Origin of the sequence: Streptomyces sp. NPDC057136, assembly GCF_042670885.1 — a bacterium.
Lineage (GTDB): Bacteria > Actinomycetota > Actinomycetes > Streptomycetales > Streptomycetaceae > Streptomyces.
The window spans coordinates 61,249-73,743 of the sequence record NZ_JBHUUV010000019.1; the positions used below are offsets into that span (position 1 = coordinate 61,249).

Here is a 12,495-nt window from a genome sequence, read left to right on the forward strand (position 1 = left end):
CCCACGCCGGCGCCAGGAGCGCCGGCGTGGCCGTCGGCCGCACAGCTACGAGGGAACGATCCGGCCGGTCACTTCGCCGAGGCCGACGCGCGTGCCGTGCGGTCCCGGGGCCCATGCGGTCAGGGTGACCGTGTCGCCGTCCTCCAGGAACGTGCGCTTGCCTTCGGGGAGATCCAGCGGGTCGCGGCCGTTCCAGGTGAGCTCCAGGAGGGAGCCGCGCTGGGCCGTTTCGGCGCCGCTGACGGTGCCGGAGCCGTACAGATCGCCGGTACGCAGCGAGGCGCCGTTCACCGTCATCTGGGCGAGCTGCTGGGCCGCGGTCCAGTACATGGACGCGAACGGCGGCTCGGAGACGAGGTGGCCGTTGATCGCGACCGAGATCCGCAGATCGATGCCGCCGTGCTCCTCCTCGTCCGCGTCGTCCAGGTAGGGGAGCAGCGGGACGTCACGGGCGGGCGGCTGCGTACGGGCCGCGTCCAGTGCCTCCAGCGGTGTCACCCACGCCGAGACGGACGTGGCGAAGGACTTGCCGAGGAACGGACCCAGCGGCACGTACTCCCACGCCTGGATGTCGCGCGCCGACCAGTCGTTGAGCAGGCAGAGCCCGAAGACGTGCTCGCGGAAGTCGCCGAGCGGCACCGAGGTGCCCTGCTCCGAGGGAACGCCCACGACGAAGCCGACCTCGGCCTCGATGTCCAGCTTCACGGACGGCCCGAAGACGGGCGCCGGGTCCGAAGGGGCCTTGCGCTGGCCCGAGGGACGCACCACATCCGTGCCCGAGACGACGACCGTTCCGGCCCGCCCGTGGTAACCGATGGGCAGGTGCTTCCAGTTGGGGGTCAGCGCGTCACCGTCGGGCCGGAAGATCTTGCCGACGTTGGTGGCGTGGTGCTCGCTGGCGTAGAAGTCGACGTAGTCCGCGACCTCGTACGGCAGATGGAGAGTCACCGAATCGACCGGGTACAGCAGGGGCTCGATGTCCGCGCGGTGCGCCGGGACCGTCACCCAGGCCGTCAGCGCGCGCCGCACATCGCGCCAGGCGGTGCGGCCGGCCGCGAGCAGCGGCCTCAGGCTGGGCTGGGCGAGCAGTTGCGCGTAGGGCGAGCCGAGCGCGTGGGCCGCGGCCCCGGCGTCCAGCACGTGGTTGCCGATGCGGACACCGACCCTGCGGTGGCCGGCGTGGTCGGGGGTGGAGAAGACACCGTACGGAAGGTTGTGCGGACCGAAGGGGTCGCCCTCGGCCAGATCGAGCGGGCTGCTCTGCTCGGGCATGTGTTGCTGCCTCGCTTTCCAGGTCACTTGAAGGACACGTTACGTCGGTGTTGCTACTCAGCGGCAGTGTCTCAACTGGGCCTAATGCCCGGAAAGTTCCGTGGGGTCCCCGGAAAGCCGGGGACCCCACGGAAGAACATGTCCGGATCAGCCTGCCGTGCGCGGAATGCGCTTCTCCCAGGTCCGGTGGAAGACGACCTCTCCGCCGTCCTTGCAGATCACTTCGTTGGAGGTGATGAAGTCCTCCGCGTCCGCGCCGATTTCGGAACGGGTCTCGATCTCCACGTCCCAGGCCATCTCGGGACGGTGCAGCCGGATCGTCCAGTCCGAGCGGGTGCGGGCGGAGAGCGGGTCCTTTTCCTGGATCGTGTACGTCTCCACTGCGTCCTCGGTGAATTCGAGCCCGTCCGGGTAGACGCGGGTGCCGCCGTAGCGCGGGTCGACCTCCATGCGCCACTCGCCCTTGGTGACGTCCCGGACCACCAGGCGCTCCGGGCGCTCTTCGTCGAGCGTCGCCGGGTACACGACGCCGAGCGGTTCGGACTGCTCCGGTTCGCCGAACGAGATGCCGTTGTCCTCGGTGTGGCGGCGCACCGGAAGTTCGACGAAGCTGCCGACCGCGTCCAGGGTGAAGCCCGCCGAACCGGCCTGCGGCCAGATCCACGGCCAGTACGAGGACGAGACCGCGAGCCTGATCCGGTGGCCGCGCGGGAAGGTGTGCCCGATGCCGTTCAGCTCGAAGGTCACGTCCTCCGTCTCTCCGACCGGCCAGTCCTCGGCCCGGTCGCGGCCGTGCCGCGCGGAAAGGTTGAGGACACCGCGGGTGACCAGCGTGGAGGAGCCGTCGGGTGCCACGTCGCAGAGCCGGGCGATGACCTGGCCGCGCGGCACGGCCATCCGGATGTGGAGTTTCACCTTCGGGCGGCCCAGGATCTCGATGGGGGCGTCCTCGACGGGGAATTCGAACGAGACGGACTTCGCGTCCTCGTCGCGCTGGTCGGGCGGCAGGTCGCCGTCGTTGCCGAAGGGGAAGAAGCAGCCGGCGTCCACCCCGGTCTGCTGCGGCGACAGGACGATCTGCGGACCGCCCTGGAGGGCGTACACGACGGGGACGACGTTCTCCGACGGCCAGCTCGCGTCGCCGACCCAGCGGCCGGGGAGCGTCTTGTAGGCCGTGGCGGGCGGGTGCGAACCGCTGATCCAGGACCGCAGCAGGGGCTCGTTCATCACCCCGTTGTCCGCGCCCTTGAGATGGTGGTCCCACCAGCGCAGCGTTTCCTGGAGGAAGCCGATGCCGGGCCCCGGGGGCAGCTCGCGGTCCGGGTACTGGTGCGACCACGGGCCGATCAGACCGCGTACCTTCGCCGGGGCCAGATGCTCGACCAGCCGCAGCACGGTGTCGCGGTACGGGTCGTGCCAGCCGCCGACCGCGAGCACGGACGCCTTGATGGCGCCGTAGTCCTCGCAGACGCTGCCGTGCTTCCAGTACGTGTCGCGGGTCTGGTGGGCCAGCCAGGTGTGGATGAACGGTTCGACCGCCTCCAGCCGGTTCAGCCACATCTCCTTCCACTTCTCGCCGACCTGCTCCGGGTCCGGCGGCCGGGAGACGAAGGCCAGCATGGTGGCCGCCCACGCGTGCATATCGACGGCGAGCACCGAGCCGCCCATGTAGTGGACGTCGTTGTCGTAGCGGTCGTCCGTCGAACAGACCGTGACGATCGCCTTCAGCGGCTCGGGTGCGAGCGCGGCGAGCTGGAGCGAGTTGAAGCCGCCCCAGGAGATGCCGAACATGCCCACGTTGCCCGAGCACCACTCCTGCTGGGCCAGCCAGTGGATGACGGCGACCCCGTCGGCCAGCTCCGTCGCGTCGTACTCGTCGCCCGGGATGCCCTCGCTGTTGCCGTGCCCGCGCACATCCACACGTACGGAGGCGTAGCCGTGTCCCGCGTACCAGGGGTGGCGCTGCCAGTCCCGCGGAGCCGTCCAGTCGCTCAGCCGGTAGGGCAGGTACTCCAGCAGCGCCGGTACGGGTTCCTCGGTGACCGGCCGCCAGATCCGGGCGTACAGCCGCGTGCCGTCCGGCAGCGGGATGTACAGGTCCTCGCGGGTCGTCTCGTACGGGAATTCGGTGCGGATGTGCATGGCTGTACCTCAGTGGACGGGATCCACAACTGCTGGGCTAGCACATCGTTTTGGCCAACATTGGCACGAATGAGTGAACGATGTGACGATCTGTGGGTATGTCTGGCGGTGCGTGCGTAACGTACGTAAAGCGATCTGGGACGCCGGGTGTGGTGTCAGCAGTCGGGGCCCCCGTCCCACCAGCGAGATGGTCCGGGGCCTCCCCGTCGCCTCTGGCCACACTCATATGGCCAGGGCGTTAGGGATTCCGCCCACCTGGGACGGACCGCATACGGGATATGCGTCGCCGCCCAGGACGCGAAAGCGGAGGACCAGTGCGTCCAAAACCGTTCGGGGCGGGCCGGCGAGTCGGGACTCACTCCTGCTCACTGCCCAGGAACGGTTGGAGACCTCGTCGTACAACTGGCGCGAGCTTCGTGGCGGCGGATATGCAGGAGGTCTCAAGGCGGATGCCACCGAGCCCGAGCAAGAAGTGCGAGCCGACGATCCACTAGGCGGCCAACGTGCACGTCCGGGCTCGGACGGCAGCCACCATCGGCGCCAGCGCGACCTCGAAGGCGCCGAGCACGTACGGGCGCAGCCGCCCGCGTTCCTCGGTGGTCACCCGGGGGCTGCGGAACATCACGACGAAGTAGACGACCGGCATGATCACCGAGATCAGGGTGAGCAGGTCGACGAAGCGTTCCATCGTCAGCCAGCCCGCGAGGGCCAGCGCGGTGGCGACCAGGGCGAACACCACGATGCCGGCACCGATGAGCCGCAGGGCCCGCCGCATCGGCTCCGGCGCGAGGGCGAACTCTGCCGCGTGCTTACGCCCGGCCAGGTGACGGCGGCCGGCCACGTACTGGATGAGGCCGAACGTCATGCCGACCGCGGCGGCCGAGAAGCCCCAGTGCCAGCTCGCGTGGTCGCCGAGCCAGCCGGTGACCAGCGGACCGGCGAAGGCGCCGATGTTGATGGCCATGTAGCAGAGGGCGAAGCCGGCGTCGCGCCGGTCGTCGTCGGTGCGGTAGAGCTTGCCGACCATGGTGGCGACATTGGGCTTGAGGAGGCCCGTTCCGGCGCTGATCAGGCCCAGGCCGACCCAGGTCATCGTGTCCGTCGGCACGGCCATCGAGTAGTGGCCGCAGGCGATGAGGATGCCGCCGTACAGGACGGCACGGTACGAGCTGGTCATCAGACCCCTCGGCTGTCCGAAGAAGGCGCGGTCGTCCTCCGGCGGCGGCTGGGTCGGCTCGGTAGCGCTCGCGGTGTGGGACAAAGGGACAACTCCTGATCGTATGAGCTGATCCCGAACATACCGGCGGTCGCGGGAAGCCGCCCACGGTGATCCAAAGGGGACCGGATACGCTGACTTGAGTGGAGACAGCGACACATCGACATTCCGTGTGATCGTCAGCAGACAGGAGATCCCCTCGTGACCGTCGTCGGGCCGTTCGGACTGTGCGTGCGGGACCAGGCTCTTGAGGCCGATGTCCAGGCCGGTTTGTCCGCTGTCGAGGCGGGGCTGCTGGAAGCCACCAAGAGTGAGGTGCCCTTCATCACGGAGGCCGCGCAGCACCTGGTCCGTGCAGGAGGCAAGCGGTTCCGTCCGCTGCTGGTGATGCTGGCTTCCCAGTTCGGTGACCCCGACGCACTGGGTATCGTGCCCTCGGCCGTGGTCGTCGAACTGACCCACCTGGCGACGCTGTACCACGACGACGTGATGGACGAGGCGGACGTACGCCGCGGGGTGGACAGCGCCAACACCCGCTGGGGCAACTCGGTCGCCGTCCTGACCGGCGACTTCCTTTTCGCCCGCGCCTCGCACATCCTGGCCGACCTCGGCCCGGAGGCCGTACGCATCCAGGCCGAGGCGTTCGAGCGTCTGGTCACCGGTCAGATCCTGGAGACCGCGGGCCCGCGCGACGGCCGCGACCCGGTCGGCCACTACCTCGACGTCATCGCCGGCAAGACCGGCTCGCTGATCGCCGTGTCCGGGCGGTTCGGCGCGATGATGTCCGGCGCCGACGAATCGGTCGTGGACATCCTCACCCAGTACGGGGAGCGGCTCGGCGTCGCCTTCCAGCTCGCCGACGACGTACTCGACATCGCCTCCGACTCCCACGAGTCCGGCAAGACGCCCGGCACCGACCTGCGCGAGGGCATCCCGACCCTGCCCGTCCTCCTGCTGCGGGCGCAGGCCGCGGCCGACGGCAAGCCGGACGACCTGGAGCTCGTGGAGCTCCTGGACGGCGACCTGAGCGACGACGCCCGGCTGGCGGAGGCGCTGAGCAGGCTGCGCGCCCACCCGGCGCTGGACCAGGCGCGACGGGACACCATCCGATACGCCCAGGAGGCGCGGGCCGCGCTGGCACCGCTGCCCGACTGCTACGCGAAGGCGGCGCTCGAAGAGCTCTGCGACGCCGTGGTGCACCGCGCGGGCTGAGAGCCTGTCGGGGTTTCGGCTCGGCCCCCGCACGGCAACCCTTACTGGAAGGGTGACCCCGGGCGGCTCGGTGTCATACCGGAGCAGTACGCGGAGTTGATCCCGCGGGCTGACGCTTGTCGGCGCGCGATTTGGTCAGATGGAGAACAACCACTCCTGACCACATCGGGTGAGCAGGGCGGCAGGGAGTGGCCCAGCGTGGATGGAAGCCGCCGACCACGGAGGTAGGGCACACACATGGCACCGAACGACAGCGCGGAGACCACCAGCGAGGCCACGGGCACTGTCGTGGGCCGTCGCAAGGCGGCGCGATACATCGTCCCGTTCGCAGTCGCGGGGGTGGCGGCGGCGACGATCGGACTCGTCCCGGCACTGGCGGATTCCGGCGACCCGGAGCTGCCGAAGATCACCGCTCAGGAACTCATCGAGAAGATTGCCGCCTCGGACCAGCAGCAGCTGTCCGGCACGCTGAAGGTCACCGCCGACCTCGGCCTCCCGTCGATCGGCGGGCTCGCGGGCTCCTTCGCCCCGGGCGGCGGCGCGGACAAGGGGAGCGACGGTTCCGCCGCCGACCCGCAGGCCAAGCTGATGGAACTCACCTCCGGTACGCACACGCTGCGGCTGGCGGCCGACGGCCCCGACAAGCAGCGTCTGTCGATCCTCGGGGACGCCGCCGAGTACAGCCTGATCCACAACGCGGGCGAGGTCTGGGCGTACGACAGCAAGTCCGACGAGGTGTACCACGCCGAGGCGGACGAGACCGGGGCCAGGGGCACCAAGGGCAAGGAGCACAAGGCACCGGAGGGTGTGCCCACCACACCCAAGGAGCTGGCCGAGGAGGCGCTCACGGCCGCCGGTGACACCACGTCGGTCACGGTCGACGGCACGGCGCAGGTGGCCGGGCGCGATGCGTACCAGCTGCTGATCAAGCCGAAGCAGTCCGGTTCGACGATCGGCTCGGTCACGATCGCGGTCGACGCGGAGAACGGCGTACCGCTGAAGTTCACCCTGGCCCCGAGCGGCGGTGGCAAGGCCGTGATCGACGCCGGTTTCACCAAGGTCGACTTCGGGAAGCCGGACGCGTCCTCCTTCACCTTCACCCCGCCCAAGGGTGCGAAGGTGACCGAGGCCGAGGATCTGGAGGCCGAGGCCGGGAAGAACGGCAAGGCGGACAAGGCCCCCGGGGAACTCGGCGCGCTGGAGGGCTTCCAGGGGCTCAACGTGATCGGCGAGGGCTGGACCTCCGTCGCCGAGATCGAGGTGCCGGGCGGCGCCGGGCTGCCCACGAAGGGCACCGACGGCGTCCCCGCCGAGGCGCAGCAGTTCCTGGACGCGCTGGGCGACCGGGTCACCGGCTCGTTCGGTTCGGGCACGGTCTTCAAGACCCGCCTGGTGAACGCGCTGATGACGGACGACGGCAAGGTCTACGTCGGCGCGGTCACCAAGGACGCGCTGGTGCGCGCGGCCGACACCGCCAAGTAACCGACACCGCCAGGTAGCCGACACCGCCAGGTAGTCGCCGCTGTACGAACCCGCCCCGCCGTACGCTCCGTACGGCGGGGCGGCTCCGTACGGTGGGACCATCCGTGCGGCCCGGCGGACGGGCCGCCGGGACTGTGACTGGGAGTACGTATGACCGACGCAGGGGCCGGAGAAGCGGCCGTCATCGAGACCCGGGGTCTCACCAAGCGGTACCGGGGCGGCCAGCTCGCCGTCGACGGGCTCGACCTGCGCGTCCCCGCGGGCAGCGTCTTCGGCTTCCTGGGGCCCAACGGCTCCGGGAAGACCACCACGATCCGGATGCTCATGGGCCTCATCGACCCGACCTCCGGCACCGCGCGGGTCCTCGGCAGACCGATGCCCGCCGGGGCCCGTACCGTACTTCCGCAGGTCGGCGCGCTCATCGAGGGGCCCGCGCTGTACGGCTTCCTGACGGGCCGGGACAATCTGGTGCGGTTCGACTCCGCCGACCCGGCCGCCGATCCACGCACCCGTCGGGCACGGGTCGAAGACGCCCTGGACCGGGTCGGGCTCGCGGCGGCCGCCGGCAAGAAGGCCAAGGCGTACTCGCTGGGCATGAAGCAGCGCCTCGGGCTCGCCGCCGCCCTCCTCCAGCCGCGCCGCCTCCTCGTCCTCGACGAGCCGACCAACGGCCTGGACCCGCAGGGCATGCGCGAGATCCGTTCGCTGATCCGGGAGCTGGCGGCGGAGGGCACCACCGTCTTCCTCTCCTCCCACCTCCTCGACGAGATCGAGCAGGTCTGCACGCACGCCGCCGTCATGGCGCGCGGCCGGCTCCTCACCCAGGGCCCGGTCGCCGAACTCGCCGCGGGCTCCCGGGCCCGGCTCGCCGTCACCACCCCCGACCCGGGCGACGCCGCCCGCATTCTCAAGGAGCACGGGGTCACCGGCCTGGTGGCCGACGGGCAGCTGGTGACCGCCGACGCCCCGCCGCCCGGCACCGACCCGGCCGAGCTCAACGCGGCGCTGGTACGGGGCGGGGTCCGCGTACGGTCCTTCGGGGTCGAACGGGCCTCGCTGGAGGACGCCTTCGTCGCACTCACCGGAGAGGGATTCGATGTCGCAGGCTGAACTCACTGCCGTCACCACGCCCCGCAACCCCCTGTGGACGTTCGGAATCCTCCGTTCCGAACTGGCCACGACCCTGCGCCGCCGACGCACCTTCGCCCTGCTCGGGGTGCTCGCCGCCGTGCCCGTACTGATCGGTATCGCGGTGCGGATGGAGACGGGCGGCGGCGGTCCGCCGGGCGGTCCCGACGGCGGCGGGGGACCGGCCTTCCTCGCCCAGGTCACCAACAATGGCCTGTTCCTGGTCTTCGCCTCGCTCGCCGCCACGCTTCCCGTCTTTCTGCCGATGGCGGTCGCCGTCGTCGCGGGGGACTCGGTCGCGGGCGAGGCCGGCGGCGGCACCCTGCGCTATCTGCTGGTCGCCCCTGCGGGCCGGACCCGGCTGTTGCTCGCGAAGTACGCGTCAGTGCTGGCGTTCTGCCTGGTCGCGACGCTGGTCGTGGCGGCGTCGGCGCTGGCCGTGGGCGCGCTGCTGTTCCCGGTCGGCGACGTCACGACGATCTCGGGGACCCGGATCGGCTTCGGGGAAGGGCTGGTGCGCGCCGGGCTGATCGCCCTCGCGGTGGCGGCGTCACTGATCGGATTCGCGGCGCTCGGCCTGTTCGTCTCGACGCTGACCAACAGTGGTATCGCGGCGATGGCCGCCACCGTCGGGGTGCTGATCGCCGTGCAGATCCTGGATACGATCCCGCAGCTCGACGGGGTCCATCCGTATCTCTTCCCGCACTACTGGCTGTCCTTCGCGGACTTCTTGCGCGAGCCGGTCCACTGGGACGGGCTGGTCAAGAACTTCACCTTGCAGGGGCTGTACGCGGCGGTGTTCGGGTCGGCCGCCTGGGCGCGGTTCACGGCGAAGGACATCACCACATGAGCGCGCGGGGAAGGGTCGTTCGTGCCGTCGGCCGATCGAGCCGTCCCCCGATCGGCTCGCCGTGGCACGACGGCACGAACGGTGCGAACAGCAGGAACATGACGACACGGCACGTTCCGTTTCCGCCTGGTTATTCTTCGACTTCTGACGATACGCTGTCAACAAGGAATGGCTCGAATCCACCTATGCTCACCGAATGATCACATCGCCGAGTTCTCAGCGCCGGAGCGAGCGATCACGAAAAGCCACGCTCGAGGCCGCACTCGACCTCTGTGCGGAGAAGGGCTACGCCCGCGTCACCGTCGAGGCCATCGCCGCCCGCGCGGGCGTGAGCAAGAAGACGATCTACCGCTGGTGGCCGTCGAAGGGCGCCGTAATGCTGGAGGCGTTCACCGAGGGCCTCGTCGACGCCACCCCGTTCGTCGACACCGGCGACATCGCCGCCGATCTGCGGACCCACATCTGCGCGGCGGTGCGACTGCTGTCCACCTCGCCCTTCGGTCCCGCCTACGCCGGGATTCTCTCCGAGGTCCACCACGACGACGCCCTCGCGAAGGCCGTCAGGGAAGACCTGGTCGGACCACGCTTCGAGCAGGCGGTGGCGCGTTTGCGCCGGGCCCAGGAGCAGGGCCAGATCCCCGCGGACGCGGATCTGCCGCTCGCGGTCGAGATGCTCTACGGCCCCGTCTACTACCGCCATGTGCTGCGCAAACCGCCGCAGGACGAGGCGACGGTCGCCGCGCTCGTCGAGCACGTGCTGCGTTCCCTGGGGGCGTGGGAGGCCTGACCCCACCGCCCTATCCGGTGGCGGAGTGGGCGGGGTGGCTCGATGCTGGTCTGAGGCAGGCCGGCGCGAGAGGTGCGCCGGAGCCATCGACGTGGGGTGAATCCGTGGCGGACGCAGGTACGGGAGGGCCGGGGTCCCGGACATGGGACGAGGCTCCCGAGGGCCTGGCCGCGGCACTCCTGAACAGGCTGTTCGACCAGTCCGCGGTCGGCCTCCATGTGCTCGACACGGATCTCCGGCTGGTGCGGGTCAATCTCCTGACCGACATGGGTCCGGTGGACCGGCTGCTGGGGCGCAGGTTCGACGAGGTCTACCACGTCGACGCACCGCAGGAGGCGGCGGAGCTGCTGCGGGAGGTGCTGCGCACCGGAGTCTGCGTGAGGGGGCGGCTGATCCGCGGGCGGGTCACGGACACGGAGGGCCCGCTGCACAGCCTGTCGGTGTCCGTATACCGGCTCGACGATGCGGCGGGCCGGCCCATCGGCCTGCTGGCAGCGGTCGTGGACGTCACCGAACAGGAGAAGGTGCAGGCCCGGGAGCGGTGCCTGACCGCGGTCCGCGAGGGTGTGGGCAGTTCCCTGGACGTGGCGGCCATCTGCCAGGGGTTCGTCGACGCCGTGGTGCCGGACTTCGTCGACTTCGCGGTCATCGAGGTGGTGGACGACGTGCTGCGCGGTGCCGATCCGCCCCTGGGGCCGCTGGACCCCGACGTCCCGCTGCGGCGGGCCGCCGGTACGGGGTTCCGGGGCCTCGGTGCCGAGGAAGGCGAGGAGAACGGGGGCGACGGCGGGGCGATGCACGTCCCCGAGACGCGGCGGCTGGCCCCCCGGACCCCGTACGCCCTGGCCGCCTCGGACCTCGGCGTCCGTGTCGTCCTGCTCGACCACGACACCCCGTGGCTGGACTCCGACCCCGACGCGGCCCGGCTGATCGAGGCGACCTGCGCCCACTCCCTGATGGTCGTCCCGCTGACCCTGCGCGGCACGGTCCTCGGGCTGCTGAGCCTCTACCGGTGCGAGGGTGCGGAGCCCTTCGACGAGGACGACACCGGTCTCGCCCGTGCCGCCGCCGCCCGTGTCGCGCTGAGCATCGACAACGCCCGCCGCTACGAGCGCGACCACGTGATCGCCTCGACGGTCCAGCGCAGGCTGCTCCCGCAGGACCATGGCCCCCGTACCGCCGTCGAAACCGCGCACGTCCTGCTGGCCGGGCGCAACAGCGGTTCCTGGTTCGACACCATCGCGCTGTCCGGCGGCCGCACCGCCCTGGTCATCGGCACGGTCGCCGGACGCGGCCTCCAGACGGCCATCGTCATGGGGCAGTTGCGCATGGTCATCCAGGCGCTGGCAGATCTCGACCTGGAACCCGACGAGGTGCTGGCCCGGTTCAAGGACACCGCCGACCGTCTCGCCGAGGAACGGGCCGCGCTGCCGCCCGGCGACTCCCTCCAGCAGGAGACGCTGACGGCGACCTGCATGTACGGCGTCTACGACCCGTTCTCCCGTACCTGCACCATCACCAGGGCCGGCCACCCCGAGCCCGTCGTCATCGGCCCCGACGGCACCCCGCTGGACATTGACGTCCCCGAGGGCCCCGGACTCTTCTCGGCCGACGCCGCGCCCTTCGCCCCTGCCGTCGTGGCTCTCGAAGAGGGCAGCATCCTCGCCTTCTTCACCGGATCGTTCCTGTCCGGCGCCGGGTCGTCCACCGGTATCCAGGACGCGCTCGCCCACCCGGACGCACCGCTCAAGGAACTGTGCGACCGCGTCGTCTACGCACTGCCCGCCGACTCCCACCCGGACGGCGCCGCCCTCCTGCTGGCCCGCACCGGCACCGTTCCGGCCGAACACGTCGCGACGTGGCAACTGGCGCACGACCGTACGACTCCGAGCGTGGCCCGGGAGCTGGTGCGCGAACAGCTCGAAGCCTGGAAGCTCGACGAGGAGACGGTCTACGCCACCGAGCTCATCGTGAGCGAACTGATCACCAACGCTGTCCGGTACGGCACTCCGCCGCTCCAGCTGCGGCTTCTGCTGGACCGCACCCTCACCTGCGAGGTCCACGACAGCAGCTCGGTGGCACCGCATCTGCGGCATGCCCGCACGGTCGACGAGGGCGGACGCGGGCTGTTCATCGTGTCGCAGCTGGCCAGCCACTGGGGTACGAGGTTCAGCCGCGACGGCAAGGCGCTGTGGACCGAGCAGGACGTGAAAAGGGCCGAGGACCCGGACGCCGCCGGTCCCTGAGCACTAGGGCCTCTCGTTTGGATCATGCCGGGCTCGCGGGGTCTGGCACGCGCTCCCCCAAGCTCTCGGCTTCTTCCCCAAGCTCTCAACTTCGTTCGAGCAGGGGAGACCCCATCGCGTTGCCTCAATCCTCCGCCTTGCAGCTGCACGCACCAGACCC

General features: G+C 70.5%; 8 protein-coding genes and 1 pseudogene. 6 read left to right on the forward strand and 3 right to left on the reverse strand.

Features of this window, described 5'->3' with window-relative positions; all coding sequences use genetic code 11:
- Positions 1-45 precede the first annotated feature (45 nt).
- From fahA to ACFT7S_RS22520, 3 genes and pseudogenes are all read right to left on the reverse strand, one after another.
- On the reverse strand, positions 46-1,272 hold the full coding sequence (gene fahA / locus ACFT7S_RS22510; protein ID WP_382734644.1) for a fumarylacetoacetase: 1,227 nt from the start codon (positions 1,270-1,272) through the stop codon (positions 46-48).
- A 147-nt stretch (positions 1,273-1,419) separates the two neighbouring features.
- The gene (locus ACFT7S_RS22515; RefSeq protein ID WP_382734646.1) at positions 1,420-3,414 is read right to left on the reverse strand and encodes a CocE/NonD family hydrolase; all 1,995 of its coding nucleotides are present in this window, start codon (positions 3,412-3,414) and stop codon (positions 1,420-1,422) included.
- A 403-nt stretch (positions 3,415-3,817) separates the two neighbouring features.
- Positions 3,818-4,675 (reverse strand): annotated as a pseudogene (locus ACFT7S_RS22520) (oligopeptide:H+ symporter); the annotation flags it as partial.
- Positions 4,676-4,831: 156 nt separating this feature from the next.
- Here ACFT7S_RS22520 and ACFT7S_RS22525 point away from each other — a divergent pair.
- From ACFT7S_RS22525 to ACFT7S_RS22550, 6 genes are all read left to right on the forward strand, one after another.
- Positions 4,832-5,842 carry a polyprenyl synthetase family protein gene (locus ACFT7S_RS22525; RefSeq protein ID WP_382734648.1) on the forward strand — a complete coding sequence of 337 codons (1,011 nt, stop codon included), beginning with the start codon at positions 4,832-4,834 and terminating at the stop codon, positions 5,840-5,842.
- 237 nt (positions 5,843-6,079) lie between these two features.
- A complete protein-coding gene (locus ACFT7S_RS22530) occupies positions 6,080-7,324 on the forward strand; it encodes an outer membrane lipoprotein carrier protein LolA (protein WP_382734650.1) in 1,245 nt (414 codons plus the stop codon).
- A 150-nt stretch (positions 7,325-7,474) separates the two neighbouring features.
- Entirely contained in the window at positions 7,475-8,434 is a 960-nt protein-coding gene (locus ACFT7S_RS22535; protein ID WP_382734652.1) for an ABC transporter ATP-binding protein, read from the forward strand.
- The gene (locus ACFT7S_RS22540) at positions 8,421-9,302 is read left to right on the forward strand and encodes an ABC transporter permease (RefSeq protein WP_382734654.1); all 882 of its coding nucleotides are present in this window, start codon (positions 8,421-8,423) and stop codon (positions 9,300-9,302) included. Before ACFT7S_RS22535 ends, ACFT7S_RS22540 begins: the two co-directional genes overlap by 14 nt.
- 196 nt (positions 9,303-9,498) lie before the next feature.
- Positions 9,499-10,089 carry a TetR/AcrR family transcriptional regulator gene (locus tag ACFT7S_RS22545; RefSeq protein ID WP_382734656.1) on the forward strand — a complete coding sequence of 197 codons (591 nt, stop codon included), beginning with the start codon at positions 9,499-9,501 and terminating at the stop codon, positions 10,087-10,089.
- A 104-nt stretch (positions 10,090-10,193) separates the two neighbouring features.
- Complete coding sequence (locus ACFT7S_RS22550) at positions 10,194-12,335, forward strand: SpoIIE family protein phosphatase (RefSeq protein ID WP_382734658.1); 2,142 nt, start codon at positions 10,194-10,196, stop codon at positions 12,333-12,335.
- Positions 12,336-12,495 lie beyond the last annotated feature (160 nt).